The 25730-nt window shown below is 40.8% G+C and carries 28 protein-coding genes and 1 pseudogene; 16 read left to right on the top strand and 13 right to left on the bottom strand.

Annotated elements, in window-relative coordinates; genetic code table 11:
* Positions 1–32: 32 nt before the first annotated feature.
* A complete protein-coding gene (locus V7K84_RS03290) occupies positions 33–953 on the top strand; it encodes a histone deacetylase family protein (protein ID WP_334836349.1) in 921 nt (306 codons plus the stop codon).
* A gap of 148 nt (positions 954–1101) precedes the next feature.
* Here the strand turns inward: V7K84_RS03290 and V7K84_RS03285 are convergent, their stop codons facing one another.
* Positions 1102–1269, bottom strand: coding sequence for a hypothetical protein (locus V7K84_RS03285; RefSeq protein ID WP_334836347.1), 168 nt, complete (start codon positions 1267–1269; stop codon positions 1102–1104).
* A 179-nt stretch (positions 1270–1448) separates the two neighbouring features.
* Here V7K84_RS03285 and V7K84_RS03280 point away from each other — a divergent pair, with 179 nt between their 5' ends.
* From V7K84_RS03280 to V7K84_RS03265, 4 genes are all read left to right on the top strand, one after another.
* Positions 1449–1586, top strand: a complete 138-nt coding sequence (locus tag V7K84_RS03280) for a hypothetical protein (protein ID WP_194041036.1) — start codon at positions 1449–1451, stop codon at positions 1584–1586.
* Between the two features lie 177 nt (positions 1587–1763).
* The gene (locus tag V7K84_RS03275; RefSeq protein WP_334836345.1) at positions 1764–2210 is read left to right on the top strand and encodes a tellurite resistance TerB family protein; all 447 of its coding nucleotides are present in this window, start codon (positions 1764–1766) and stop codon (positions 2208–2210) included.
* 263 nt (positions 2211–2473) lie between these two features.
* Complete coding sequence (locus tag V7K84_RS03270; RefSeq protein WP_334836343.1) at positions 2474–3829, top strand: UDP-N-acetylmuramoyl-tripeptide--D-alanyl-D-alanine ligase; 1356 nt, start codon at positions 2474–2476, stop codon at positions 3827–3829.
* Positions 3826–4377 carry a GNAT family N-acetyltransferase gene (locus V7K84_RS03265; RefSeq protein ID WP_334836341.1) on the top strand — a complete coding sequence of 184 codons (552 nt, stop codon included), beginning with the start codon at positions 3826–3828 and terminating at the stop codon, positions 4375–4377. Before V7K84_RS03270 ends, V7K84_RS03265 begins: the two co-directional genes overlap by 4 nt.
* Before the next feature lie 3 nt (positions 4378–4380).
* On the opposite strand, the gene V7K84_RS03260 is transcribed toward V7K84_RS03265, so the two are convergent.
* Both V7K84_RS03260 and V7K84_RS03255 read right to left on the bottom strand, forming a co-directional pair.
* Complete coding sequence (locus V7K84_RS03260; RefSeq protein WP_334836339.1) at positions 4381–4710, bottom strand: hypothetical protein; 330 nt, start codon at positions 4708–4710, stop codon at positions 4381–4383.
* A 204-nt stretch (positions 4711–4914) separates the two neighbouring features.
* A complete protein-coding gene (locus V7K84_RS03255; protein WP_094349711.1) occupies positions 4915–5316 on the bottom strand; it encodes a fasciclin domain-containing protein in 402 nt (133 codons plus the stop codon).
* 208 nt (positions 5317–5524) lie between these two features.
* Between V7K84_RS03255 and V7K84_RS03250 the strand changes: the two are divergent.
* Positions 5525–6154, top strand: a pseudogene (locus V7K84_RS03250) (2-dehydropantoate 2-reductase); the annotation flags it as partial.
* A 67-nt stretch (positions 6155–6221) separates the two neighbouring features.
* Here V7K84_RS03250 and V7K84_RS03245 read toward each other — a convergent pair.
* Together V7K84_RS03245 and V7K84_RS03240 are read right to left on the bottom strand one after the other, a co-directional pair.
* Entirely contained in the window at positions 6222–6449 is a 228-nt protein-coding gene (locus tag V7K84_RS03245; RefSeq protein ID WP_334836336.1) for a hypothetical protein, read from the bottom strand.
* 102 nt (positions 6450–6551) lie between these two features.
* Positions 6552–6824 carry a hypothetical protein gene (locus tag V7K84_RS03240; RefSeq protein WP_334836334.1) on the bottom strand — a complete coding sequence of 91 codons (273 nt, stop codon included), beginning with the start codon at positions 6822–6824 and terminating at the stop codon, positions 6552–6554.
* A 369-nt stretch (positions 6825–7193) separates the two neighbouring features.
* On the opposite strand from V7K84_RS03240, the gene V7K84_RS03235 reads away from it, so the two are divergent.
* Positions 7194–9551: an AAA family ATPase gene (locus V7K84_RS03235; RefSeq protein WP_334836332.1), complete on the top strand. Its 2358-nt coding sequence runs from the start codon at positions 7194–7196 to the stop codon at positions 9549–9551.
* 15 nt (positions 9552–9566) lie between these two features.
* On the opposite strand, the gene V7K84_RS03230 is transcribed toward V7K84_RS03235, so the two are convergent.
* Positions 9567–10037, bottom strand: a complete 471-nt coding sequence (locus V7K84_RS03230) for a GAF domain-containing protein (protein ID WP_334836330.1) — start codon at positions 10035–10037, stop codon at positions 9567–9569.
* A 178-nt stretch (positions 10038–10215) separates the two neighbouring features.
* On the opposite strand from V7K84_RS03230, the gene V7K84_RS03225 reads away from it, so the two are divergent.
* From V7K84_RS03225 to V7K84_RS03215, 3 genes are read left to right on the top strand one after another with little or no spacing between them, the layout of a single operon-like run.
* Positions 10216–10758 carry a Uma2 family endonuclease gene (locus V7K84_RS03225; RefSeq protein ID WP_334836328.1) on the top strand — a complete coding sequence of 181 codons (543 nt, stop codon included), beginning with the start codon at positions 10216–10218 and terminating at the stop codon, positions 10756–10758.
* A 33-nt stretch (positions 10759–10791) separates the two neighbouring features.
* The gene (locus V7K84_RS03220) at positions 10792–10974 is read left to right on the top strand and encodes a hypothetical protein (RefSeq protein ID WP_334836326.1); all 183 of its coding nucleotides are present in this window, start codon (positions 10792–10794) and stop codon (positions 10972–10974) included.
* Entirely contained in the window at positions 10971–11717 is a 747-nt protein-coding gene (locus tag V7K84_RS03215; RefSeq protein WP_334836325.1) for a DUF561 domain-containing protein, read from the top strand. Before V7K84_RS03220 ends, V7K84_RS03215 begins: the two co-directional genes overlap by 4 nt.
* 108 nt (positions 11718–11825) lie before the next feature.
* Here the strand turns inward: V7K84_RS03215 and V7K84_RS03210 are convergent, their stop codons facing one another.
* Positions 11826–12974, bottom strand: coding sequence for a DegT/DnrJ/EryC1/StrS family aminotransferase (locus tag V7K84_RS03210; RefSeq protein ID WP_334836323.1), 1149 nt, complete (start codon positions 12972–12974; stop codon positions 11826–11828).
* A gap of 320 nt (positions 12975–13294) precedes the next feature.
* Here V7K84_RS03210 and V7K84_RS03205 point away from each other — a divergent pair, with 320 nt between their 5' ends.
* Both V7K84_RS03205 and V7K84_RS03200 read left to right on the top strand, forming a co-directional pair.
* The gene (locus tag V7K84_RS03205) at positions 13295–14071 is read left to right on the top strand and encodes an ABC transporter permease (protein WP_334716535.1); all 777 of its coding nucleotides are present in this window, start codon (positions 13295–13297) and stop codon (positions 14069–14071) included.
* 602 nt (positions 14072–14673) lie between these two features.
* A complete protein-coding gene (locus V7K84_RS03200) occupies positions 14674–14892 on the top strand; it encodes a hypothetical protein (protein WP_094350008.1) in 219 nt (72 codons plus the stop codon).
* Positions 14893–15407: 515 nt separating this feature from the next.
* On the opposite strand, the gene ftsH3 is transcribed toward V7K84_RS03200, so the two are convergent.
* The 4 genes from ftsH3 to V7K84_RS03180 form a co-directional block, all read right to left on the bottom strand.
* Positions 15408–17249, bottom strand: coding sequence for an ATP-dependent zinc metalloprotease FtsH3 (ftsH3, locus tag V7K84_RS03195; RefSeq protein ID WP_292741628.1), 1842 nt, complete (start codon positions 17247–17249; stop codon positions 15408–15410).
* Positions 17250–17362: 113 nt separating this feature from the next.
* The gene (locus V7K84_RS03190; protein ID WP_334836319.1) at positions 17363–18157 is read right to left on the bottom strand and encodes an aminotransferase class IV; all 795 of its coding nucleotides are present in this window, start codon (positions 18155–18157) and stop codon (positions 17363–17365) included.
* A 17-nt stretch (positions 18158–18174) separates the two neighbouring features.
* Positions 18175–18594 (bottom strand): GNAT family N-acetyltransferase, encoded by a 420-nt coding sequence (locus tag V7K84_RS03185; RefSeq protein ID WP_334836317.1) that lies wholly within the window; start codon positions 18592–18594, stop codon positions 18175–18177.
* Between the two features lie 97 nt (positions 18595–18691).
* Positions 18692–19477 (bottom strand): hypothetical protein, encoded by a 786-nt coding sequence (locus V7K84_RS03180; protein ID WP_334836315.1) that lies wholly within the window; start codon positions 19475–19477, stop codon positions 18692–18694.
* A gap of 651 nt (positions 19478–20128) precedes the next feature.
* Here V7K84_RS03180 and V7K84_RS03175 point away from each other — a divergent pair.
* From V7K84_RS03175 to V7K84_RS03165, 3 genes are all read left to right on the top strand, one after another.
* Positions 20129–20656, top strand: a complete 528-nt coding sequence (locus V7K84_RS03175) for a hypothetical protein (RefSeq protein WP_334836313.1) — start codon at positions 20129–20131, stop codon at positions 20654–20656.
* Positions 20657–20741: 85 nt separating this feature from the next.
* The gene (locus V7K84_RS03170) at positions 20742–21572 is read left to right on the top strand and encodes a hypothetical protein (protein ID WP_334836311.1); all 831 of its coding nucleotides are present in this window, start codon (positions 20742–20744) and stop codon (positions 21570–21572) included.
* Complete coding sequence (locus tag V7K84_RS03165; protein ID WP_334836310.1) at positions 21569–22516, top strand: hypothetical protein; 948 nt, start codon at positions 21569–21571, stop codon at positions 22514–22516. The genes V7K84_RS03170 and V7K84_RS03165 overlap by 4 nt, the downstream gene beginning before the upstream one ends.
* Positions 22517–22628: 112 nt before the next feature.
* Here the strand turns inward: V7K84_RS03165 and V7K84_RS03160 are convergent, their stop codons facing one another.
* Entirely contained in the window at positions 22629–23849 is a 1221-nt protein-coding gene (locus tag V7K84_RS03160) for an acetate kinase (protein ID WP_334836309.1), read from the bottom strand.
* Positions 23850–24102: 253 nt separating this feature from the next.
* On the bottom strand, positions 24103–24597 hold the full coding sequence (locus V7K84_RS03155) for a hypothetical protein (RefSeq protein ID WP_334836308.1): 495 nt from the start codon (positions 24595–24597) through the stop codon (positions 24103–24105).
* 236 nt (positions 24598–24833) lie between these two features.
* Between V7K84_RS03155 and V7K84_RS03150 the strand changes: the two genes are divergently transcribed.
* The gene (locus V7K84_RS03150) at positions 24834–25712 is read left to right on the top strand and encodes a M48 family metallopeptidase (protein WP_334836307.1); all 879 of its coding nucleotides are present in this window, start codon (positions 24834–24836) and stop codon (positions 25710–25712) included.
* The last annotated feature ends 18 nt before the right edge of the window (positions 25713–25730 follow it).

Raw genomic sequence — 25730 nt, 5'->3', positions numbered from 1 at the left:
TTCATCGCCCTGCTGCCGACCTTTTTCGTCCTATGCTACCAGTCATATATTCCGACGAATTCTTAGATCACAAGACTGGAAAATACCATCCCGAAAAACCAGAACGTTTAAGTGCGATCGCAAATGCCCTAAAAGCAGCTACATTTGCAGATAAAATCACTTGGCACTTGCCTACACCAGCATCAGAACAGCCATCGCTGATGTCTTCATTGCTTAGAGCACATAGCCCAGCCTACATCAAAAAACTGTGGCAAATCGCTTCTAGTGGTGGCGGCCCTTTGGATGGAGATACGCCAGTTTCCCCGCGCAGTTATGATGTGGCATTGTTGGCAGTCAGTGCATGGTTAGATGGAGTTGAGGTTGTGTTAGGGTCGGCTAATCCTGCTTTTGTACTAGCGCGTCCCCCAGGACATCACGCTGAAAGTGATGCAGGGATGGGCTTTTGTCTATTTTCTAATGCCGCGATCGCCGCTTTATTTGCTTTAGAACAATCTGGAATTAACCGCGTCGCCATCCTTGATTGGGATGTGCATCATGGTAATGGTACTCAGTCTATTGTAGAAACTTATCCCCAAATTGCTTATTGTTCGTTACATCAATACCCGTGTTATCCCGGTACTGGGAGAGCTACAGAACGGGGTTTTCACAATAATGTCCTCAATTTGCCTATACCCCCAGGTAGCGATATTACAGTATATCAGCCGCTGTTTGAAAACAAGGTAGTACCGTTTTTAGCCAACTTCCAGCCAGATTTACTAATTGTCAGTGCTGGTTACGATGCCAATGCAGAAGATCCTTTGGCAAGTATTAATTTGCAACCAGAAGACTACGCTTTATTTACTGATTATTGTTTGGGAATAACTCGTAAAATTCTGTTTGGCTTAGAAGGTGGTTATGACTTCGATACTCTTTCTCAATCAGTTGTAGCGACGATTGAACGCTGTTTACTTTAAGCTTGTCTTGTTTATCCGATTTTACGACATACCTGATATATATACCGACGATCGCAATTTACCTTGGTAATAGCCTAAATTCTCTGCGAAGATTTGGGAACACTGAATACTGACGCGGTTATAGCTGACATACAGTTATGAAAATTTCTCACAAACTGGTTGCAAGCTTTGTTGGTGTTTCCTTATTAAGGATTGTAGTTGGTGCGGTTGCGATCGCCGAGAATGGTTGTGCGATACCTGAAACAGTGCGATCGCGCATTTTTAATCCTTTTTTTACCACGAAATCCATCGGCAAAGATACTGGTATGGGCCCCATTCTCCATTCCCTTTTTTATAAACTTCATAGAATCTTCAGAAAGAAAAATTTTCGGCGGGGTTCTGAAAGAGCTAAAGTTTTGTTAAGATGCAATTGCTAGCAGTTTCTCAGCGAAATTCACCTATCGGGGTGTGGAGAAATAAAAAGCACAAGCAGCACAAATTTAAAAAGGTGAAGCAATGACCACCTATATTTTTTTCGATGAAGCCCTACGAATGCTGACCAACGCCTATTTGTTATCAGTAGTACTGTTAATGGCAGCTTCTGGTATAGGTTTGGCGGTGATTGAAACAATAGAAAAGACAGGAGAACGCTAAGTTTACGGATGGCAATGTAGTTCCTGCCAAAAACCTTTGGATACAAGTGTTCGCCGTGAATAAATCCTGGGAACACTAAAGGATGAAAGTCTTATAGCGTTATAGTCCTACCTGTAAATCTACCAAACATACAGGTAACGGTAACGCTATTGGGACTCTAACCAAGGAGCTACTACAATGGGTCTATTCGACGCTGTGTTGGGTACAGATAGCCAAACCCAAGCAGCACTCAATCCAGCGGAAGCTTTTGCTGTCATTATATTGACGGCAACTGCTTCAGACGGTTATCTTTCTGTTGAGCAAGCAAATTCTATCATTTCTGTGCTGTCTCGGATGAAACTTTTTAAAAGTTATCCCAATGAAATGATGAACAGACTGTTTGACAAAATTTTGGGCATTCTCCAAGGCGATGGCTTTAATGCTTTATTTAATGCAGCCAAAGATTCTCTATCTCAAGAGTTGCGGGAAGCAGCCTTTGCAGTAGCCACCGATTTAGTCCTAGCTGAAGGTATTATACCTGAAGAAGAAAAAAACTTCTTAAATGATTTATATCAAGCTTTAGGGGTTTCGAGTGAGATAGCAATACAAATTGTAGAAGTAATCTTGATTAAAAATCGTGCATAGGGCGATCGAACATAACTTGTTATGCCCATTGTCCTTACTTGATTAAATTGTATAAGTAGCTTATAAACAAAGTGTGGCAAGGAAGTTGAGCTTCTTTGCCACTATTTTTTGCTGTTCTTTGATTATTTATTTGCGATCGTTCAATATCGATTAGAGATATTGCATTACAACGTCTCTAGATTGAGCGTATAAATTATCTGATTTAAACAATATTATGTCATAATTCGATTTTATGATTTTGAACTTTAAATTGTAAATTGCTTATGCGTTGTTCTGCCACCCTAAACCAACTGGCTGAAGTTATTTTGGCCCATTCTGTAAACTTATCTGAAACTGCTTTAACACAAGTTACTAGCGGTATCCAAACAGATAGCCGTACCTTGAAACCAGGTGAAGTATTCGTCGCTTTCCGAGGCGATAAGTTTGATGGACATGAATTTGTACCAACTGCGATCGCAAAAGGGGCAATAGCTGCAATTGTAGATTTTGAATACGAAAATCCGGGATTTCCTGTACTACAAGTAAAAGACACCCTCAAGTCATATCAAACAATTGGCCGATGGTGGCGCGAGCGCTTTAATATTCCTGTAATTGGTGTAACGGGTTCCGTGGGTAAAACTACAACCAAAGAATTGATCGCCGCAGTTTTAGGAACAAAGGGACGAGTTCACAAAACTTATGGAAATTACAACAACGAAATCGGTGTTCCGAAAACTCTTTTAGAACTTGGCGCCGAAAATGACTACGCTGTAATTGAAATGGCGATGCGCGGTAGAGGACAAATTGCCGAACTGACGCAAATAGCGCGGCCAACAATTGGGGTAATTACCAATGTGGGGACGGCGCATATTGAGTTACTCGGTTCCGAAGAAGCGATCGCTGAGGCAAAATGTGAGTTGTTAGTCGAAATGCCTGCTGATAGTGTGGCAATTCTCAACCACGACAATCCTTTATTAATGACCACAGCAGCGAAAGTTTGGCAGGGAGAAGTTTTGACTTACGGCTTTTCTGGTGGAGATATTCAAGGGCAGTTAATTGATAACGAGACTGTGGAAGTCGCAGGCATCCAACTACCTCTACCTTTAGCTGGTCGTCATAATGCGACTAATTTCTTGGCAGCTTTAGCGGTGGCAAAGGTTTTAGGGATCGATTGGGCATCCTTAAAAGCAGGTGTGGAGGTGGATATGCCCACAGGGCGATCGCAGCGATTTACCTTACCCAACGATGTGGTAATCTTAGATGAAACTTATAATGCTGCACCAGAAGCTATGATTGCAGCGTTGCAATTATTGGCAGATACACCCGGAAAGCGGAAAATTGCCGTATTGGGTGCAATGAAAGAATTGGGAGAGCGATCGCAGCAGTTGCACCAACGGGTGGGAGAAACAGTACGTAACTTGAATTTAGACGGTTTGTTGGTTTTGGTAGATGGAGAAGATGCCGAAGCGATCGCTCTGAGTGCTGAAGGTGTGCCATCGGAGTGTTTTGCAACTCATGCCGATTTGGTCGCTAGATTGAAGACATTTGTGCAAGCAGGCGATCGTTTATTATTCAAAGCCGCCCATTCTGTAGGACTAGATCGGGTAGTTAATCAACTACGTGCAGAATTTCCCAAATGATACCACTAGAAACTCAACGTCTCATACTACGAGATTTTGTAGAATCAGATTGGTCAGAGGTTCATAAATACGCTGCGGATGCTGAAGTTGTGCGTTACTTGACTTTTGGCCCGAATAGCGAAGAAGATACCAAAGACTTTTTGCAAAGAGAGATTTCATTGCAAGGCGAAGAACCCCGTCAGCATTTTGCCTTGGCAGTGACTTTGAAACCCCAAAAGCAATTAATTGGTATCTGTCGCATATCCGTTCAGGATACTAATAACAAAATAGGCTCTATTGGATACTCTTTTACTAAGGAATTTTGGGGACAAGGATATGCAACTGAAGCTGTAAAAGCAGTTATATCATTTGGTTTTCAGGAGTTAGGCTTACATCGCATCTTTGCCACTTGTCACCCAGAAAACATTGCCTCAGCACGAGTTATGCAAAAAATCGGAATGCAACAAGAAGGATATTTGCGAGAACACCATTGGATTAAGGGAGAATGGCGAGACTCTTGGCTATTTGCCATCCTTGAGCATGAATGGAGAGGTGTGAATCACCTATAGACTTCAGTTGAAAAGACTAGGACTGTTACTGTAGCGTCTTTGAAAAAGAATTGCTGCCACATTAGTCACCAAACAGGTGATTGCTAGCCACAGCAATATATAAGTAGGAGCCATCACCACGCCAATCTGGAACCAAGTATATACGTGCAATATCATTACAGAAGCGAAAAAGCTGGCAATTCCAGCAGATTGCCACACTTGATGCGAGGGGCGGCGTAACGCCACTAGGCTCATCGTTAAAATTGTGACAAGTAAGTTCGCTGGTACGAGAAATGCACAAATACTTATGCAGTTGCCACGAGAGAACTCAGCTAGGGTGTTAAAATCGAGCATTAATTTATTGGGATAGATGTTAGCTTTTCAAGAATTTAGTTTATTGTATTTAAAATAACGAAATATATATTAAGGTATGAGTGAGTAATCACATTGCAAATATAACATAATTTAAACTATTGAGTTGCCTTTTGATACTACCAATAGTTAGTTAATTATAAAGATTTTAGATAAGTAGGGTGGAAAACACCCACCCTAGCTGAATTAACCCGGTAAAATTACCGTATCGATAACGTGTACCACACCATTATCAGCTTCGATATCTGCTGCTAAGACTGTGGCATTTTTAACTTCAAAACCATCGGAAGAATGAATTTTAATGGGTGAACCTTCCACAGAATTAACCGTACCGAGTTGTGCTAAATCAGCCTGTAGCAGCTTTCCTGGAACGACATGATACTTTAGAATCCGCGTCAACTGGGGAATATTTTGTAACAGGGTTTGGATAGTTCCCGCTGGTAACTTGGCAAAAGCATCGTCATTTGGTGCAAAGACAGTGAACGGGCCAGGACTTTTTAATGTTTCTACTAAACCAGCAGCTTGTACAGCCGCCACAAGTGTTTTAAACGACTCAGCCGTAACTGCAATATCAACAATATCAGCCATATATCTTACCTAAATCTCTGCAAAAGATTTTAAAGGATAATAAACCTCTTTTAAGTTTTATTAAACAAAATAAATTTAAAATCAGGCGTTGAATAAACTATCCCTAGACGCGTAATCCTGTCAGACATCACCTTATGATGTTTCTAGGAAAATTCCGTTATATAAAGAAATGTCCGATCGCACGTATGCCATTCTGGGAACTGGAGCATTACAGAATGGACTTGGTGTATAAGAGGAAGTCGCTGAAATTGTTGGTAATGTAACGGTTCTTGGTGGATTGTGCTTTTTGTGTTCTAACAAAGTGGGGCCAGGGCATATACACCATCTAGACTATGGGCAAATTAACTTCAGTGAATATACCCCTAACTATCAGCCTAGTGGGATAACTGAGAGGATGCAGCAAATTGCTGATGACTTTAAAAGTGCTGGTATCTCAATTGAATTAGCCGAAGATTTACTACTAGCACGTTGGAAAAAGTTGGTGTGGAATATCCCCTACAATGGGCTTTCTGTGATTCTCAACGCTAGAACAGATGAATTAATGGCGTATGAGTACACTAGCAAGTTAGTTAAACAGTTGATGTCTGAAGTAGCTATGGGGGCGAAAAGTTATGGGCGGATTATTAGCGATCGCTTCATTCAAACAATGCTCGATTATACCGTCAAAATGACACCTTACCGCCCCAGCATGAAAATTGACTACGACGAACATCGTCCCTTGGAGATAGAAGCAATTTTCGGCAACCCATTACGGAAAGCCCAAGTAAAAGGTGTGGATTTAGTGCAGATTAGCTGTTTATACAACCAGCTGAAGTTTTTAGATGTCAGGGGGAAGTGAGGGAGATGGGGGAGACAAGAGAGGCAATTCTTTACTCCTAACTCCTAACTCCTAACTCCCCCAATTTTTAACGCAGGGATTCAAAAATGACTGCTATTGTCATCAAACACAACAGGATAATTCCCAGTGGAAGCAAAAACTGTTGTAAAATGTACAGCAGTATGGGTATGATTTGTAAGATACCTAAACCACTGGATAAAACGTAAGCGATCGCAATGCCGAATAGCACCAACAAAAAATATTTTAAGGATTTCGAGGCAAAGCGAAATAAAAGCGTATCCTGATTTGCGTCCATAGTTTTACTCACGAAAGTAGCTAAATTTTGGGCAAAAATATTCTTTTTGATTCCCCCACTCCTCCTTAAAAAATAGGCTGTGGGGAATCAACAGTATTAGTTTTATGATTGGATAATTGCCTTGTTAGTTGAATTATTCAAAGATTGTTGCTGCCTTTGTAGATTGTTTTGTTTTTCATAATTAACTAATAGTTGAAATGAAATAAACAAGCTCAACAACAGGAGCAAAAACGAGCCAAACCCAGAGGAATACTTATTTATTTCTCGCTCAACACCACATTTGAGGCAGACATATCTATTGGGATTACGCGTATCTTGGGCAAAAGGGCACTGATTTTGATTGCAATCATGATGACAATCTTTGTCTAACATCATTGAACCTCCTGTAAAGTAAAGACTTACATACTTAGTTGTAAATACGCTCTACAGAATCTAGTTAGTTAATACCCACTGCCTGTTTAGTAGACACCACTTTCATGAGTAATTAATATGGCATAATAACAGCTGTGATTTACTAAGCTTGCAGTAGTAGCGCTCTCTAAATCTCTCCTCAACCACCTTTTATTAGCGCTTAACTTAACTTTGCCTGTATTACTTACAAGAGTAATACAACCCCAAAGGCTTTGCAGTCGGATAAAGTAAATTCCCTACCGAGTAGGAAAAAGTATTTTGTAGTATGGCGAGTAGGAAGAAGTAGTAAAAATATCGTTATAATAAATTACAAATGATACATCAAGTTAGCAAATGGGTGTAGAAGAGGCCTTAGAGTTTGTAGATAACTTGGTTTTTCTCAAGACGGGAGAACACTTAGATAAAACTCAAAGGATTATCTTGCGTCATTTGTGGGAGGATGAAAGGCGGACTTACCAGGATATTGCCAACAGCCTTCGTTATACAGAAGCGCATTTAAAATCAGTTGGCGCAGAACTTTGGCATTTACTATCAAAAGTGCTGGGAGTGAAAGTCTCCAAATCTACCTTCCAAGGGGTGGTTCAGGGATTTAGAACAACTCAACAATCGCTAAAAATCAGCCATATTCCCAATTTAGAAGGCAATGGCACTAAACCCCAAGATTTAGATTCTAACTTTGTAGGGCGCGATCGCCAAATAGCCGAACTCCACACCCTTGTCAGTCGAGGAGCAAAAGTTATCCTCATCCAGGGTGAAGGTGGTGTTGGTAAAACAACCTTAGCACGCAAATATTTTAAAACTCAAAAGTTTAATTTTGTCCTGGAACTGTGGATGGCCACAGAAATTCAAAACCTCACGCCAGTGGAAAGTGTAGTTGAGGAATGGCTACGGCGATACTTTAACGAAGAACCAGGATGTGACTTTGGTATCAGCTTAGAACGACTACGGCGCAAACTCCGAGAGCAAACTTCTAAAATTGGGGTGTTTATCGATAATCTAGAAACTGCTCTCGATAAAAATGGCAAGTTTCTAGAATATCGTCGCCCTTATGTGGAGCTATTAAGAGTATTAGCAGATTCGGATGTACATTCAGTTACTTTAGTAACAAGTCGTGAGCGTTTACGAGAGTCTAGCGTAGAAGTTCATCTCTATCCACTCGAAGGTTTAGATGATGAAGCATGGCGACAGTTTTTTAGCCGTCGCCACATCAATTGTGATTCTACTATTCTCAGTGAAATGTGCAGTGCTTATGGAGGTAATGCCAAAGCAATGCAAATTCTCCGAGGAGCAATATTGACAGATTTTTCTGGTGACATACACGCCTATTGGCAGGAAAACTGTACATATTTATTAATAGAAAGAGAGTTAAAAGATTTAGTTGCCAGTCAATTTACTCGTCTCCAAGAAAATGACTTAGAAGCCTATCGCATCTTGTGTCGCTTAGGATGCTATCGTTATCAAGATATTACTTCAGTACCTATTGAAGGAGTTTTATGTTTACTTTGGGATGTACCGGAACAAAAACGTAGAGGAGTAATTAAAGCTCTGCAAGATTTGTCTTTAATAGAAGCAAAAAAAGGACAATATTGGCTGCATCCGGTAATTCGTGACGAAGCGATTAGCAGGTTAAGGTTAGTCAGTGAAGAATGGGAATTAGTCAACCGAAAAGCCGCAGAATTTTGGACGCAAAAGGTTGAAGTAGTTAAAAATATTACAGATGCTTTGACCGCTTTAGAAGCTTACTATCATTATGTAGAAATTAGTGATTTTGAGCAAGCCGGTGATGTAATTTTACAAGGAAGAGGTAACAAGTGGGGTACAGGACTGCCTTTGGGTTCTTGCTTTTACCAACTGGGGCTGCTCCAGAAAAATTTTTCTGTAATTAAGCGGATAATAGATGATGTCAAATCTCAAAAAAGACTGATTAAACTTTATATTATCCTTGGGTATACATATCGAATTATCGGTTGCGTTAGAGAAGCTATAGAGTGCTATGAAAAATCAGGAGAAATATTAGAAGAGTTAGATGAAAAGCTAACGAAAATCTCTATTTTGTTCAATACAGGACTTTGCAAGCTGGAATTATGGGAAATAGAAGCAGCCGAAGATTGTTTTAATGCTGTTTGTAGCCTTGCTGAACAAAATAGCAATCTTGATGATTACATGGCATACTCTCAATGCTGTTTGGCTTTGATAAAATCATCCTCTGGTAATAAAGAAGATGCTTTTCATCTTGCTGAACAGGCATTTTCGGCTATGTCATCATCAACTAGAGTAACTTTATGGGGAATCGGGCATAGTTTAGTAAGTCTCTGCTTAACTTATAAGAATTTAGGTAATATTAAAAAATCCTGTGAGTTGTGCCAACGAGCTATATTTCATGCTGAAGAAAACAATTTTACCCAAATCAAAGCTAAAGCTATAAGTTCTCTAGCTGAACTTTTTCGAGAACAAGGAGAATTTAACAGAGCAATTTTTCATCATTCAGAAGCAATAGAAATTCTTGATAAAATCGGTGCAAAATCAGACTTAGCTGAAGCTTATTATCAGTTGGCATTGACTCATAAAAAAATGGGTGAAATTGCTAAGAGTAGGGAAAGTTTTGTCCACGGTATCGCACTCTTTAATGAAATGCAAGCACCCAGGCAAGTTGAGAAAGTACAAACAGCAATGGAGCATTTTGAAAAATAGTAATAGTATTTGATTTTAACTGACGGTTTTCCGGCTAATAGCCTCTCCAATCTCCATCAGTGTCTCTTCCTCTTCGGCAGTAAATTCGTAGGGAACTGGCTTGGCAATGCCCAAAGTACCATGCAATCGACTATTCAGCATCAGCGGTACTGCGATAGAACCTTCTACCTTCGTTTCTTTGGCTGAGGGTCTAGCCACTCCTGATTGGTCGGTTTGCAGATTGCAAATCTGTACGGGTCGCTTGCGTTCGGCGGCGACACCAGCCATTCCTTTACCAATGGGAATTATCGTCATTTTAGGCAAAAGCAATTCTGGAATGCCCTGGTAAGCCTTGAGGTGCAATAACTGGCTGTCTTTATCTAGGGTATGGATGCTACCTGTAGAGCAGTCGAAAGCGGTCAGGATTTCGGTAAGCAGTTGGTTCCAGTCGATGGTAGACCCTTCATTAGTCAAAATAGCAAAAATGGTTTTGGTATCTGAAGTCATAGTCGTAGGAAATAAAGTTTGATCGTAAACGCGGAAAATAATTAGGAAAATTCACTTAGCAAAACCAATCTGCCTTTTTCACATACCGCGAACAGTCAGGGGAATTTATGGGGCGATCGCACCTTGAGAAGTCTGTTGTCTCCATAATATAAATACAAAGCGTGTAACTAGAGGTTTTATGTCCCTAACGCTTGAAGACTTGGAACAAATGCAGCAACAGCATCCTGACTATCGCATGGAACTAGTCAAGGGTAATATTATTGTTTCGAGTCCATCAGGATACGAATCAGCGGAAGTCGCAGCGGCAATGATTGCCGAGTTACGTAACTGGGTTAAACCGCGCAAACTTGGACGAACAGCAGCTTCTAGCGCCGGTTTCAGGTTGCCCAATTCCGATTTGCGCGCACCGGAGGCTTCATTTGTTTTAGCCGAACGTTTGCGTCGCAGTCCGAAGTCTTTTGCTCAATTAGCTCCCGATTTGACTGTAGAAGTGAAGTCCCCTAGCGATAATTTAGAGGATCTGAGAGCCAAAATTCAAGAATTTCTGAGTTTGGGAACTAAGGTAGGAATTTTGCTCAATCCAGATGAGCGGATTGTTGAAGTTTACAATTTTGGACAAGAGGCAATAATACTTCGTGATGGCGATATTTTAACAGTTCCCCAACTGCTCCCAGGATGGGAAGTACCAATCGCAGATTTATGGCCTCTAGAGTTTGACTAGGATAGTGGTAAAAAATCCTACAGACGTAGATGGATGGAATTAGAAGTAGATGCGATCGCTTTCAGTACAAATAGCAAAACTTTTATTAGTGGCGGTAAGGATAAAATTATCAAAAAACTATCAATATTTGGCAACTACCATAGTGATTTAGTCCCCGATCAACTGAGGGACGGTAGAATATACCTAATTTTCGTAGCTTCAAAAACCAAACTATGACGATGCATTCCACACTCCAACGTGCATTTACTAACCGCCGCGTTCTCAAAGTGATTAGCGGTTTGAATAACTTCGACGCCGCTAGTGTCGCTGCTACTGTCAAAGCTGCTGAATTTGGCGGTGCTACTTTTGTCGATATTGCCGCCGATCCAGCTTTAGTCCAGCTAGCTAAAAGTTTGACAAATTTACCTATTTGTGTGTCAGCAGTAGAGCCAGAGAAATTTGTGCAAGCAGTGGCAGCTGGTGCTGATTTAATTGAAATCGGGAATTTCGATTCCTTCTATGCTCAAGGACGCCGCTTTGAAGCTCTAGAAGTGCTAGCGCTGACTAAGCAAACTCGCGCTCTCTTCCCGGAAATTACTCTATCTGTCACCGTTCCTCACATTTTGGAACTAGATCAACAGGTACAGCTAGCAGAAGAATTGGTGAAAGCTGGAGCAGACATTATCCAAACCGAAGGCGGTACTAGCAGTAACCCAGTTCACCCCGGAACTCTAGGATTAATTGAAAAAGCTGCTCCCACCTTGGCAGCAGCTTTTGAGATTTCCCGTGTAGTTTCAGTGCCAGTATTGTGTGCTTCAGGCATTTCTAACGTTACCGCACCATTAGCGATCGCTGCTGGTGCTGCTGGCGTTGGTGTTGGTTCTGCCATCAACCAACTCAATAGCGAAGTCGCAATGATTGCCGCAGTACGCGGCTTAGTAGAAGCCTTAGCGACTGCAAGAGTGCTGACTCAGAAGTAAAGGAGTAAGGAGTAAGAATTGGGCATTGGGCATTGGTTATTAATTATTTTCCTCTGCCCCTCTGCCCCTCTGCTCCCCTGCCCCCCTGCTCCCTTCCTTCATCTCCCCTCACCCCAAACAATCCTTCAACGCATAAATCACCTGATCTTGCTGCTGTTGTGTCAGTTCTGGGAACATAGGTAAGGATATAACCTCATGGCAAGCTTGCTCTGCTATTGGTAAGTCCCCAATTTCATAGCCCAGACTTTGATAAACTGGCTGCAAATGTAAAGGGTGGGGGTAGTAAATCATTGAACTCACACCCTGTTCTTGCAATTGACTACGCACCCAATCTCGGTATTTGGCGCTAGAACCATTGCGTCCTTCGCCGGATATGCGAATAGTGTATTGATTCCATACCCCAATACCCCCAGGTAATTCTTGGGGCGGGACAATCCCCGGAACTTGGCTAAGGTACTGGTAGTAATAGTTGGCAATATCTCGGCGGCGATCGTTCCAAATATCTAAATAACGTAACTTAATCTGCAAAATAGCAGCTTGGAGAGCATCTAAGCGGCTATTTACACCGATTTCTTCATGTAAATATCGAACTTTACTACCATGATCTCGTAGTATTCGCAGTTTAGTGGCGATCGCTGGATCGTTAGTCGTTATTGCTCCGCCATCGCCGCAACCACCAAGATTTTTGGTAGGGTAGAAACTAAAGCAACCAATATGTCCAATACTTCCTACTTTTTCATCAGCCCAAATCGCGCCTGTAGACTGAGCGCAATCTTCAATTATTGACAAATTGTGAGCCTGAGCGATCGCCATTAATGATGTCATATCCACAGGTTGTCCAAAGAGGTGAACCGGGATAATCGCTTTAGTTTTAGGTGTAATCGCCGCTGCGACTTGCTCCACATCCAAATTAAACGTAGTCGCGTCAATATCAACGAAAACAGGCTTTGCACCGACGGCGCTAATTACTTCCGATGTCGCAATAAAGGTGAAAGGCGTTGTAATCACTTCATCGCCTGCACCAATGTCCAAGACTCGTAACGCTAAGTAGAGCGCATCAGTACCAGAATTACAAGCCACACATTCAGTAACAGTATTATAAGCGGCAAATTGTTGTTCAAAGCCTTCGACTAAGGGGCCGCCAATATAGCGGCCAGAAGCTAAAACCTCTAAGACGGCTGCACTTACTTCTGCTTCAATGGTGGTGTATTGCTGCTTGATATCAAAGACAGGGATGGGATTTACACTTTGGATCATGAGTTCTCATTTTATCGGGAGATACAAAGGATGCACTTCGACAGTCAATTTTTGCTGATTGAATTGTGAATCAAAGAGGAGCTACTAAAAGACTATCGCCCAAGATACGCATCTATTAGGGTTTTTACTTAAATTGTGGTGCGGGAAACCACTGCACATTTAATTTACAGATAGTAGGCATACTAGGTGTTTGCCATGTTAAGGTCGTACCATTTTGAATTGATGAAAGTGATATATATCAACCAAGATCCAACACATCTGGTCAAAGTTCCAGGAGTGTGTGCTGCTTTGAGAATAAAATACCAGGAGATAGAGAACCCATGCAGGATCTGATCGAGCTGGATTTTGTGGATTTAGCTATTGGTGTGGGATTGATGGCGATCGCCATTGGTTTATCTGCCTGGGAAAAATTAGGATTAGAGTTGAACTTAGCCCTTGCTACTGGGAGAACCATCTTACAACTTCTTGTATTGGGATACATTTTAGATTTCATCTTGGCTTTAGACAATGCTTGGGCTGTTTTGGCGCTATTAGCAATAATGCTGACAATTACGGCGATTGTCGCACGAAATCGCATCAGCCAAAAAATTCCTCATGTGTTGCCTTTGGTGTGGGGTGCAATTTTAATTAGTACCGCCGTGACAGTGTTTTACATCAACTTCTTGATCGTTCAACCAGAGAGATGGTACGAACCACAGTATATAATTCCCCTCGCAGGGATAGTCTTAGGTAATGCTACTAATGCAGCTGCGATCGCAGGCGATCGCCTTGTCAGCACCATTAATTCCAGCCATCTCGAAATAGAAACCCATTTAAGCTTAGGTGCAACTCCAGAGCAAGCTGTTAGCCAGTATCGCAAAGACGCCATCAAAGCCGGATTGATTCCTACTCTCAATCAAATGATACTCATAGGTATGGTCGCAATACCAGGAATTACCACCGGACAGTTATTAGCTGGTGTCAAACCTCTAGATGCTGTCTCCTACGAAATTTTAATTATGTTTATGGTTGCTTTTGCTAACTTGTTGACAACAGTTTTAGTCACAAAGGGGTTGTGTCGTCAATTTTTTAATTCCGCCGCGCAGTTGGTGAGATGAAGAGTACTGAGTAGAGTGAAGGGATTAACCTACTCCAAAATAAGTATTTTATTTCCTTGTAGGGGCGCATAGCTAGCTGTGCGCCCCTACAAAGTCTCTACACTAGGACTTACGCAGAAATCTAAATCTATGATCAAACGAACCACAAAGGACGCATACTCCTACGGAGAAGCAAGCTACGCGCAGCGTCTCGTCAGAGAAGGACACAAAGGAATAAGAGTTTCAGAGAGTTCTTGCGTAAGTCCTGTACACATTGAAGTGTGAAGATATTCTGGGAACGCATCTATCCTATGGAGTATTTTATACAAAGCATAAATAAATATTTATATAGTTATTTAAAAATCATGTGATTTCAGTATTCAAACCTGACGCTGTAAAGCTGAGAACTCAATGTATTGCCGTCTATCGGAGGTAACACAACCAAAAGAGGAATGTCATCATTAGGAGATGTACCTTGAGGTAGGGATGTCAAGTAGGTGAAATATTTATTAATATTGTTAATAGATAGTAAATGTAAATTCAGCGTCAGGAATCCGAAAAAATTCCTAATGGCAGGTATTAAGCATCAATCACCAGATTGTTCACCAACGGAACAGAAGATTATGAAAGATCAAAAACGATCGGACTCTAAAGAATTCGTCGGAAATCTCAAGAATGGGATTTGGCTATTTGGCCTGTCATCCTGGGTATTTGGCATTACCGATCGCAGTATTGCTTCATTTGCAGATGGCTATCTATCTGCTTTGGATTTGACGCAACTATTTACGGCGGCTACATTCTTTGTAGCGTGGCTATTTTTGAAACCGACATCCAGAGTGTAAGTTAACCAACTGATTAGTATCCAGTCACTTTTGGCGCTAGTCCGATCGAGATTTAGAAAGTTATCTATTTGATGCCATGAGGGGTGCGCGACAGAATGCATAAATTATTTTGCATCGATCGCAATCAAGGTAATTCGTAAAATCTCCGAGTTACCCTGATTTCGAGTTCTTACGGGAGAGAATCAGCATATATACCAAGTTCGCACAACCTCTGTGCCAGCATTTGGGCAAGTTCTGCCGACGTTAGTAATTTGATTTTGGTGTATCTAAAAAAATTTTTCTAATTTTCCGGAACTGATTATGCTCACGTGGTAGTCTTTATCATCAGATTAGCGATTTATACTGAAACTCTATAACGAACCTCCGGGGAATATAACCCCATTACGTAAAAGCCCGGTCTTCATGGCTGGGCTTTTGCCAAGAAATAAAAGAATTGGGGTAACTCTGGAAAATCCCAGAATTACCCCAATTTTTAAAAGTTACGAATTGTTCTTAACTCCTAACTCCTCATTAAATTAGGCAAACGCTGCGGTTGTTACATCGTTGTTCGATAGAATTTCTTGCAACTCTTCAGCGTCTACTGTTTCTTTATCAACCAGCATTTGCGCTATCTCATCTAGAATGTGGCGGTTACGCACCAATACTTCTTTAGCGCGTGTATAGGCTACATCTACAAGTTTACGGACTTCTTCATCAATAGCAGCTGCGGTTTCTTCAGAAAAATCACGCTCTGACATGATATCGCGTCCGAGGAACATGTTACCTTGTTGACGACCAAGGGCAACAGGGCCTAAGCGATCGCTCATCCCAAATCGGGTAATCATTTGACGAGCAACACGGGCTACTTGTTGTAAGTCGTTGGAAGCACCAGTGGTAACTTCTTCTTCACCAAAGATTAATTCTTCAGCAATCCGACCACCCAAAGCTACAGCCATCTGATTTTCTAAATAAGCGCGGCTGTATAAACCAGTGTCCATCCGGTCTTCACTGGGGGTAAACCAAGTTAAACCACCTGCGCGACCGCGAGGGATGATGCTAATCTTTTGTACTGGGTCATAGTCGGGCATCAAAGCACCAACTAAAGCGTGACCAGCTTCGTGATAAGCTACCAAGGTTTTGCGCTTTTCGCTCATTACCCGGTCTTTCTTCTCTGGCCCAGCTAATACGCGATCGATCGCGTCATTGATTTCATCCATTGAAATTTCAGTCAAATTCCGGCGTGCTGCCAAAATTGCGGCTTCATTCAACAGGTTGGATAAATCAGCGCCAGTGAATCCAGGGGTACGACGGGCGATTTTATCCAAGTCCACATCTTTCGCCAAGGTTTTGCCACGAGCGTGTACCTTGAGAATTTCGCTGCGTCCGGCGTAGTCGGGACGGTCTACCACAACTTGACGGTCAAAGCGACCAGGACGCAATAAAGCTGCATCTAGTACATCAGGACGGTTGGTAGCGGCAATAATGATGATGCCAGTGTTACCTTCAAAACCATCCATTTCTGTGAGCAACTGGTTGAGGGTTTGTTCCCGCTCATCGTTACCACCACCTAAACCTGCACCACGTTGACGACCTACCGCGTCAATTTCATCGATGAAGACGATACAAGGAGCGTTGGTCTTAGCTTGTTCAAATAAATCGCGGACGCGGGATGCACCCACACCGACGAACATTTCCACAAATTCTGAACCGGAGATTGAGAAGAAGGGTACGCCTGCTTCACCAGCTACAGCACGAGCTAGGAGGGTTTTACCTGTACCAGGAGGGCCAACTAACAGCACACCTTTAGGAATTTTTGCACCAACGGCGGTAAAGCGATCGGCGTTTTTCAGGAAGTCTACAACTTCGTTTAATTCCAACTTGGCTTGGTCAATACCAGCGACATCGCCAAATGTCACCTGAGTTTGTGGTTCCATTTGCACTCTGGCTTTGGATTTGCCAAAGTTCATCGCTTGGCTACCTGGGCCACTTTGAGCGCGACGTAACAAGAAGAATAAGCCAACCAAAAGCAATACAGGGAAAAATAAGCTGCTCAGTGCCTTAAACCAAAATCCTTCGTCGGTTTGGGGCAAAACAGAAATATCAACGCCTTTAGAAGTCAGAGTATTAATCAGGTCTGGATCGTTGACTAAGGTAACAATCCGTTTCGCTGGGTCATATTTGGGTGTAACCAGTGCTGTAGAGCGGTCTGCACTCAAACTGACTTTTTCTACTCTGCCTTGCTGAACTTCTTGAATAAAGCGACTGTATCGCCATGTCTCTCTGCTTTGGGGTTGTTTGTCAAAAAATGCTGTTCCCAGCGCAATTACGACAATAAACAGCAGCGCGTACAGCCCTGCATTTCTCCATCTTTTATTCACTAAGGTCTATCCTCCGGTATTTTTCGCGCAATCGCCTAGCTTCTCTGCTCGGAAAGGTGATTATTAAGAATTATGTTAACTTATCTTAAGATATAACAAATTTGGCGTCGCTGTCATGCTAAAAAAAGCTCCCTTATTAGCTGAAAACTTTGATGGTAGGGATTACATTGTAGCGACCCTGAAGGCAGATGAACTGTATGAATGGGAATAACTTCTACCACACTATTAGTGTAGGCGATCGCTTCAAATCTCTGGACTAACTCGACGCTCCAAGTTTCTTCTCGTGCTGGCTGTTGGTGGTTTTGCAACCAGTTTACAAGTTGCGATCGCACTATTCCCGGTAAAATTCCGGCCTTTATTGGTGGCGTGTACCAACTGCGATCGCACCATCCCCAAAGGTTTCCTGTACTGGTTTCTAGCCAATTTCCTTGAGTATCGACTAATATTGCTTCTTGAGCATCTGAGCTAGTTTTTGCCAACCAAGCACTCAAATAATTTCCAGTTTTATGAGAAGGGAGAGAGCGAGAAAATTCGGAACTGGCAACAGCGCATAAAATACCATTATTTTGTTTTTCTGTCAAATTTTGTGGTAATAATTTGCCAGTTATCCACTCTCGTCCATCGGGAAAAAGGGTAATTCTGAGAACGGGGAAGTGTGGGAGAAGAATTTGGGCACCTTGACGCAGACGGTTCCAATCGGGTTGCTGCCAATTAAAAGTTTGTACTGAGAAAAGTAAGCGATCGCAGTGTGCTTGCCAATTAGTTAAATTACTGTCTATGGAGTTCTCATAAACCCGCAATGTTGTAAAAACAGTCGCCCCATAAAGTAAACCCGGATCGTTAATGTTTAATTCTAGGGTTTGAGAGTGAATTAATTTGCCGTCATACCAAAAAATATTATCTGTCACAACCAAATTGCTTATCGCTACAATTCTATTGAAAAGTGGTGGCTTGTAATGCTCATACGCTGCATGAGATAAAACCTGTGAGCTGCAAATCGCTGGACACCAGAATCTAGACTCAGGTGTTTACACTCATGATTTCTGGCATATTCAATTAGCCACTGAAATAACTGTTGACCATAGCTGTGTGACCGTTTCAACTCATCAACAACTAAATCATCAATGTATAAAAACTTTCCCGATGCTAAACAATTAGAAATGCGAAATCCAGCGATCGCTACAGCTTGTTTTTCTATTTCCAAGAATGCAAGTTGATATCCTTCTTTCATTTGATATCGAACTTGTTCTACAAAATTATCCTGCTGAAGGTGAGGGCGCAACTGGGAAATAACAGGAAAACACCCTAAGATTTGCAAGTCAGATTCTGCCAGCTTTATTGACATCAGTATTACCTTACTCAATCATGCATGACAAATTTTAAACTAATTGGATGCATATAATTCTCCACTCAACTTGCACCAACCCGTTATGAATAATAATTTAATCTTTTGGTGGAAATATAATTTTATTTGTACCTTCAGGAGTTGTAACTATTTTTCCTCCCAAAGCTTCGATTTCCTTAATTGCGCGTTTCTGAGTTCTTTCATCAGCATGATTATTTAAAACCATTGACCATGTAGAAATTTGAGCATATTTACTATTAGGATTTCGACTTAGAAATTCAGCAGTTATTTGGGAAGTATTAGCTATAAGCTGACTCTCTGCATCTGAAAATTTACTCGCCCAGTTTGCCGCCGTTGCAAAAGACTGTTGGGCAGCTTTCGCGTTGCCTAAAAATAATAACTCATCAACTCCTTTATAACGCCATATATAATAAGACTTTTCGGGAACTGAGGGAGATAGTGATTTTAAGCCTTTCTCTGATATTGCGATCGCACGTTCCGGCATACCAGCATATAATGAAGTACTGATCGAAAGACTGCGATATGCTGCTAAAAATCGCGGATCGCGTTCTAGAATAACTTCAAAATATTCTGGACTTAAACTGTAGCCTGTTTTATCCCGAATTTCATCATCTCCAAAGTATTGAAGAAAATTGAGATATACTAAATCTGCAATAAAGTTATCATAACCAAAACTAGGCGTTTTTTCGAGAAAATTAAGACGTACATTTTCAGCTTTTATTTCTTTTTTTAAAGTTTCTAAAGAAGCAAATTCTTTTCTATTTATTAGTTTTTGCAACTGGGGGAATTGAATCAAGCCAACTCCTAAAATACACATAGAAATTACAAAAGGTGTAGCAAAAGCTTGACGAGATAACAACATATTTTCTTTGGCTTTATTATCATATAGGACTCATATTTGATTTTTGAACAAAATTCAGTACACCTTTATTCCTTCTTCCCAGTCCCTAGTAAAGAGTCCCTTACCTCTACGAGTGATTCAGAAATCAAAGACGCTCGATGACTCGCTACCGCTTCGCTATCGGATTGCTATAGTCATATCATTGTATACATAGTGGTATAAAAAAGTCAGCCCTATTTGTGAGTTTATGCTTTACTAGGCTCTAATAAAATTAATTACTTACTTAGCTATAAATTGTATTTTATTTTACTTTTGTTCTGAGGTATACTTAGTATTTTTTATTAATGTCTAATTTATAGCGACTGGAACGAAACACCCAAAAGCTAATTAAATAATTATTTCAAAATCACGCCACTTAGGACAACGGGAAACCATTACCGCAGTGATGGTTTCACTGCAATGCAGTACCTCAAAAATCTAAAATGGTATTATTCTTTCTCTAAGATAAATTTGGCTCTTGGAAATCACAACTTTTTTTTAGTAAAAATCTCTTAAAATATTAAGTTGTTTTGACTTTAGTTACTTTTTTGTAGTAAAAGCCTTCCAAAATTTGACATAACATAAAATTGTATTTTGTTTATATTTAAATCTGTCTGTAACCTCTAAAATTTCATGGTGAATAATACTCTTAACGAAAACACAAACATTCACGATCAAGCCATCGAAAATATGGAAAACAATAGTCAATTTAGCAAACCAAGTAGTGAATTTAAAAGAAAAGTTAAGAAGCTGAATAATCAGGGAGAAGGATTCAATATTGATGGGATTATTGATGCTATTCAAACAGCAATAGTGGAAGTTGTCGAGCTAGAAATTACTACTTGGGTTCCAGACTCATCTACTCAGTTAGAACAACCACAAGGGCAGCAAATTGCTCAAACAGGTAATCGAATGCACACCATAATCAATTTAATTGATGGTGATATAACTAATGAAGTTGGTAGTCAATTTGTTGGTAGTGGGCCATATACAGAACTTCGCGAATTTCATCTAACTCAAATCAAAGAAAGTCGGGAAATTATGCAAAAAAATATAGAAAGTTTGCAGAAGTTGTATGGATTTTTTATAGAAATTATGAAATCTCGTAAAACTTCGCAACAATCGCTATCCCGTCCCCAGCAATTAATTTTTATTAATTGATATTAACCCAAAAATACCTACAGGATATGAGCTTATTCAAACCTGTAGGTTAATTTGATTTAGACAAATCAAGGAAATTATGACTATGCCTAATAAAATTCAAGAACAAGCCAAAGATTTGCTAGAAAAAGTAGTCTCATCTGTACATGAATTAGTTGATGATATTACAGCTTTAGAAGTCAATACAATGGTTGTGGATCAAATTACTGGCGCAAAATTTAATGCTTGGCAAGCGTATGAAGAGATTTATTCAATAAATGATAAAGACTACTTTGATAGCAAAGGAATTCCAAATCCAGACGATTTATCAGAACCAGAAAAAACTCAAGCTCAAGAGCTACGTAAGCGTTATACGAGTCTTTTTTCACAACTTGAAAGAGAATATTTTTACATTCTTCTTGAACAAAGTAATGAGACTAGTGAGCCAGATTCCAGAATAATACACTATCAAGAGCGTCTTAAATATCAGGTGGAACATAAAGCAAATATTGTTCCAACTGATGAGATATACATAAAGTTAGCTCGACCAATATTGCCGGCTCCAACTCCTGTTACAGATCGAGAAGAAAATAGTATAAAAAGTTTGCAGCAAAGATGGAAAGAAATTGAAGAACTTTTGAATAATGACAAATTTATTCGTACACTGCGGAAAATGTCTGAGCTTAAAGCTGCACTTAATAGTGGTAATATTACCAGCGTAGATATCGATATTATTTATGCTCAAACTGTTATGCAGTTAGATGGAGATATTATCAGCCGTTATCATAAAAAGCTATTTCAATTACCTGAAGTGGATAGAGATTTAATCCTCAAAATACATAATGAAGGGGTAATTGCTGGAGAGAAACAGTGGCGTGGAACACTAAATTTTCTGATTGGTATTGTACAAAATATCGCAAAATTATCCCGACAATGAAAGCTGATAAAACACAGACAGATCGTGAAGCTGATGTTCAACTCTCTTTCTTTGTGCAAATACCTCGAGGCACTCCTATTGAGCTTCAAATTAAGGTTGAGTCAGGACAGTATAATTTTTATCTAAATAAGACAGTTTTAAAACAAATTGAGGAAGCACGAGAAATAGGCTGCTCTTTATTCATTCCGCCAAAATTACTAGCTTATATTTGGTACTACAACTGTTTTAGCGATCGGATTTGCTTTAATAAGAACACTACGTCATACCAGAAATTAGTAATTACTAAAAAAAACTTTAAAACATTTGACGATACTTTTATAGTAAGTTTTATCAAGTTATTCTGGAATAAATCATTACAAAAAAAATCAACGTTACAGTATGGAATTACGTTTAATTCTTATTATAAAGAAGATACATCAGATTTATATCTCTGGAAAGAACAAGATATTGTTTTACAAAGTAATGTTTTATTTTATGGTGACATAATTCATAAAATCAAGAGTGATTTTATCAAAAATCCTGAGTGCTTAAATATTGTTTATTTGCATTATTGGCTTATTGAACAAATACTAAGCTGTCTTCGGACTAAATTAAATTTATTCTCTTGGGAATTAGCTTCGTTATTCCCTGCTACTTTTTTTGTATGGAGATTAAACTTAGCATTTTCATTATCAATACTTGCTGGGTTAGTAACATCTGTTGTATTTGCTACTATTCGCTATTGGCTGGTTAATCAGCTTCCAAAATGGACTTATATTAGCTCTGAATATCGAAATTGGCTAGCATGGGGACTAACTTGTGTCACTTCTAGTATTTTTATTTTTACTCCCACAGATTTCTTTTTTTTGCTATTTTTGTCACTAGTTGGACCCTTATTACAATGGGTTTTTAGTTTTATAGTAGGGCAAATTGGTAAAGGCTTTATGCGTTGGTTATTAGCTTGAAAATTGGGTGTGAGGCATTGAAAAAGATATTTTTCCGTGAAAGACTATTTTCAGAAAAAGATTAGGGTAGCTGAAATATTCAAACAATATTACCTAAATTAAATCAGACTTTCTAATTACGTTTCAACAACTGCCAACACTGCCCGGCGATCGCCCAATCTTCTTGAGTATGAATAACTAATATCCGTACTGCTGAATCGGGTGTAGCAATATCTTCATCCACAGGCTGCTGTTGATTTTTCTCAAGGTCTATTTTCAGTCCGATAAATCCAAAGGCTTCACAGGCGGCTTGGCGAATTTCCGCAGAGTGTTCGCCCACGCCTGCTGTGAACACTAAAGCATCTAATCCGCCCAAACTAGCAAGCATTGCGCCAATACCAGAACGCAAGCGATGCACGTAGATATCCCACGCCAGTTGAGCGCGAGAATTACCTTGAGCAATCGCTTCTCTCACTTCACGCATATCACTAGATACACCCGAAATTCCCTTTAACCCAGAAGCTTTATTTAATAACTCATCCAACTTTTCTACAGAGTAATTGCAGTGCCGCAACAGGTAAATCAGAATCCCCGGATCGACTGAACCAGAACGACTACCCATCATCAATCCTTCTACGGGTGTGAATCCCATAGTGGTATCAATACTGCGACCGTTTTTAATTGCCGCTAAAGAGCAACCATTGCCCAGATGGCAAATAATTAATCGCTCAGATGCAACATCTCGACCGAGAATTTGGACAGCACGTTCAGAACAGTATTGATGACTGATGCCATGAAACCCATAGCGGCGAATACCTTGCTCTACCCACTGATATGGGCCGGGATAGATTGCTGCTGCATCGGGTAAAGTGGCGTGAAATCCGGTATCAAACACTGCTACTTGAGTGACATCTTTTAAGATTTGTTCAATTGCTTCTATGCCTTCCACAGCGGCTGGATTATGTTCGGGAGCAAGGTTAGACAGACCAGCGATCGCCTTTTTGATATCCTCCGTAATTACCACACTATCTCGATAATCCTCTCCACCATGTACTATCCGATGCCCCACCACATCGATTTCTGACAAGCGATCGATTACCTTGGTAGCATCACGATTAAGTGTATTGAGCATATAGGTGAGGTGCGCCTGTGGAGAATCACCAGAGATTGATTTTTGCAGCGTTCCACCCGTAGCAGTTTTCACCTCAATTTCTGCCACACCCCGATCTTGAGTCCAGGTGATTTTCCCTTCCCAAAGGGGTTGGGATGCTTGGGTGGGTAAAGCTTCATCTGCAATTTCATACAGACAACTCTTTTGGCTGCTCGATCCGGCATTCAGTACTAATATCTTCATAGTGACAACAGAAAAAAACGATCTCCTTTGATCGTGTCACTAATTCTAGCTTCATGCTTAGTACAGTTTTGCGTAAAAGCGTAGCGTTTTTAATGCAAGCTGATGCATTAACAAGGCGGTCAAAGTGGCTCATCAAGTCAAAGCGCGTAACTTTCTGCACATCTGCTCATTTCACCCCTCCTTCTACTGTTCGGGGATACGGTACACAGTTTGAAGATGCAGGTGAACTAGGAAGCGAGGAGAAGTGGCTTGGTCAGTTATCATTTCGTAGGTTGATTGGGCGGATGTCGCGGATTTTGAGGGTTCTTTTACCTGCGTTATCGTCGTCATCAATTGTTACCAAGTATTTCACTATCGTATGGTTTGCATTTCCACCAGTCACGGTGACAACAAATGCTGAGTAACTGTTAGTGTTTGTGCCACAACCACTTCGGTCATGGAAGGTTTGATTCCATTCACCAATATGGACACCCTCGCCTCGTGGTTCATCACCACTTTGTTTAATTTCATTGAGGATAGCTACTTTCAGTTGAGATAGCTTTGATTTTTTATCAGCAAGCATAAGTTTAAGAAACTTATCGCGATTTACCTTGTCAAGATTGTTGCCGTTGCTACATTTATCTTCGTAGTTGGCCTCAGCTGAATTCGGACTGGTCATCACCAGTGCTGGGATCTTGGGAGACTGAGCGCCGTACCCACTTGTTGTCGCTAGTGCGAGAACACATAAAGTAAAAAAACCAAAGCGCATTCAATTCTCCGAGCGTGATATTAGTGTGTCCAATCAAGATTAACTGCAACGGACACTAAAGGAGAGGATTTGCTCGGTAGGCGTATGCAGCAAAGGAGTGAAATGAGCAGCGATACCGAAAGTTACGAGTATGCAAGAAAGGAAACCCCCAATTGAAATCGTTATACTAACTGTGGGAGGCTGTTTATCTATCCAGCCAGATTCCATAGTTGTATTTTTTTATAGCTTGTTACACTATGTCCTTCTTCAAAACCCCGCTGATTGGTTTAAAAGCTGACTCATTTCGTCATCCATTAGACCTGGAAGCTACCAGAGCGCTCAAGCAGATACCAGGCATAGATATGTTGGTGCGAAATTGGCTCGGGCCAATGGCAGAGCAGGTTTTCTATGTGGAAAATATTGCCTCTAGCATTTTGGTGGGTGAAAAGCAACTACCCGATTTATACAAGCTCTTATTAGATGCCTGTAAAATTCTGGATATAGATCCTCCCCAGTTGTACGTCCGGCAACATCCGGCTCCCAACGCCTATACTTTTGCTGTGCGGGGTAAACAGCCTTTTGTTGTGCTACACACTTCCCTAATTGATATCCTCACACCAGAAGAAATACAGGCAGTAATCGCCCATGAGTTGGGGCATCTCAAGTGTGACCATAGCGTTTACTTGACTCCTGTAAATTTATTAATATTAGCTGCGGCGATTGTACCAAATGTCGGTACTTTCGTTGCCCAAGCCATACAGGCGCAACTTTTGGAATGGGTACGTTGTGCTGAGTTTACCTGCGATCGCGCCGCATTACTAGCAACTCAAGACCCAAAAGTGGTCATGTCCGTGTTGATGAAGTTGGCTGGTGGTTCTCCCACCTTAGCGCCCCAGCTGAATCTCGATGCCTTTGTTGCCCAAGCCCGCGCTTACGATGATATCAGCAAGACAGAACTGGGTGAAATGGTCAAAGCTGCCCGTACAGCCCAATTAACCCATCCAGTGCCAGTACTGCGGGCGCGAGAAATTGATCGTTGGGCAAGCAGCATAGAATATCAAACTCTGTTGCAAAGTCACGGGCTGAAGTCTACTAATAATGAAGTTGCACCTAAAGGTGGATGGCGCAATTGGTAGAGCTACTTTTCACAACCG

The sequence above is a fragment of the Nostoc sp. genome (assembly GCF_036917315.1).
Classification (GTDB): Bacteria; Cyanobacteriota; Cyanobacteriia; order Cyanobacteriales; family Nostocaceae; genus Nostoc.
Note: the sequence above shows the minus strand (reverse complement) of the source record. Positions and strands in the feature narration are given on the sequence as shown.

Bases quoted from the DNA above. Each gene is read 5' to 3' on its own strand.
- V7K84_RS03220 (WP_334836326.1), top strand. From the start codon at position 10,792: ATGGAATTAGAAGTAGATGCGATCGCTTTCAGTACAAATAGCAAAACT.
- V7K84_RS03165 (WP_334836310.1), top strand. From the start codon at position 21,569: ATGAAAGCTGATAAAACACAGACAGATCGTGAAGCTGATGTTCAACTC.
- V7K84_RS03155 (WP_334836308.1), bottom strand. From the start codon at position 24,597: ATGCGCTTTGGTTTTTTTACTTTATGTGTTCTCGCACTAGCGACAACA.
- V7K84_RS03205 (WP_334716535.1), top strand. From the start codon at position 13,295: ATGCAGGATCTGATCGAGCTGGATTTTGTGGATTTAGCTATTGGTGTG.
- V7K84_RS03255 (WP_094349711.1), bottom strand. From the start codon at position 5,316: ATGGCTGATATTGTTGATATTGCAGTTACGGCTGAGTCGTTTAAAACA.
- V7K84_RS03215 (WP_334836325.1), top strand. From the start codon at position 10,971: ATGACGATGCATTCCACACTCCAACGTGCATTTACTAACCGCCGCGTT.
- V7K84_RS03245 (WP_334836336.1), bottom strand. From the start codon at position 6,449: ATGGACGCAAATCAGGATACGCTTTTATTTCGCTTTGCCTCGAAATCC.
- V7K84_RS03260 (WP_334836339.1), bottom strand. From the start codon at position 4,710: ATGCTCGATTTTAACACCCTAGCTGAGTTCTCTCGTGGCAACTGCATA.
- V7K84_RS03240 (WP_334836334.1), bottom strand. From the start codon at position 6,824: ATGATGTTAGACAAAGATTGTCATCATGATTGCAATCAAAATCAGTGC.
- V7K84_RS03180 (WP_334836315.1), bottom strand. From the start codon at position 19,477: ATGTTGTTATCTCGTCAAGCTTTTGCTACACCTTTTGTAATTTCTATG.
- V7K84_RS03275 (WP_334836345.1), top strand. From the start codon at position 1,764: ATGGGTCTATTCGACGCTGTGTTGGGTACAGATAGCCAAACCCAAGCA.
- V7K84_RS03230 (WP_334836330.1), bottom strand. From the start codon at position 10,037: ATGACTTCAGATACCAAAACCATTTTTGCTATTTTGACTAATGAAGGG.
- V7K84_RS03175 (WP_334836313.1), top strand. From the start codon at position 20,129: ATGGTGAATAATACTCTTAACGAAAACACAAACATTCACGATCAAGCC.
- V7K84_RS03235 (WP_334836332.1), top strand. From the start codon at position 7,194: ATGGGTGTAGAAGAGGCCTTAGAGTTTGTAGATAACTTGGTTTTTCTC.
- V7K84_RS03210 (WP_334836323.1), bottom strand. From the start codon at position 12,974: ATGATCCAAAGTGTAAATCCCATCCCTGTCTTTGATATCAAGCAGCAA.
- V7K84_RS03225 (WP_334836328.1), top strand. From the start codon at position 10,216: ATGTCCCTAACGCTTGAAGACTTGGAACAAATGCAGCAACAGCATCCT.
- V7K84_RS03280 (WP_194041036.1), top strand. From the start codon at position 1,449: ATGACCACCTATATTTTTTTCGATGAAGCCCTACGAATGCTGACCAAC.
- V7K84_RS03290 (WP_334836349.1), top strand. From the start codon at position 33: ATGCTACCAGTCATATATTCCGACGAATTCTTAGATCACAAGACTGGA.
- V7K84_RS03150 (WP_334836307.1), top strand. From the start codon at position 24,834: ATGTCCTTCTTCAAAACCCCGCTGATTGGTTTAAAAGCTGACTCATTT.
- V7K84_RS03170 (WP_334836311.1), top strand. From the start codon at position 20,742: ATGCCTAATAAAATTCAAGAACAAGCCAAAGATTTGCTAGAAAAAGTA.
- V7K84_RS03265 (WP_334836341.1), top strand. From the start codon at position 3,826: ATGATACCACTAGAAACTCAACGTCTCATACTACGAGATTTTGTAGAA.
- V7K84_RS03270 (WP_334836343.1), top strand. From the start codon at position 2,474: ATGCGTTGTTCTGCCACCCTAAACCAACTGGCTGAAGTTATTTTGGCC.
- V7K84_RS03160 (WP_334836309.1), bottom strand. From the start codon at position 23,849: ATGAAGATATTAGTACTGAATGCCGGATCGAGCAGCCAAAAGAGTTGT.
- V7K84_RS03285 (WP_334836347.1), bottom strand. From the start codon at position 1,269: ATGGGGCCCATACCAGTATCTTTGCCGATGGATTTCGTGGTAAAAAAA.
- V7K84_RS03200 (WP_094350008.1), top strand. From the start codon at position 14,674: ATGAAAGATCAAAAACGATCGGACTCTAAAGAATTCGTCGGAAATCTC.
- V7K84_RS03185 (WP_334836317.1), bottom strand. From the start codon at position 18,594: ATGTCAATAAAGCTGGCAGAATCTGACTTGCAAATCTTAGGGTGTTTT.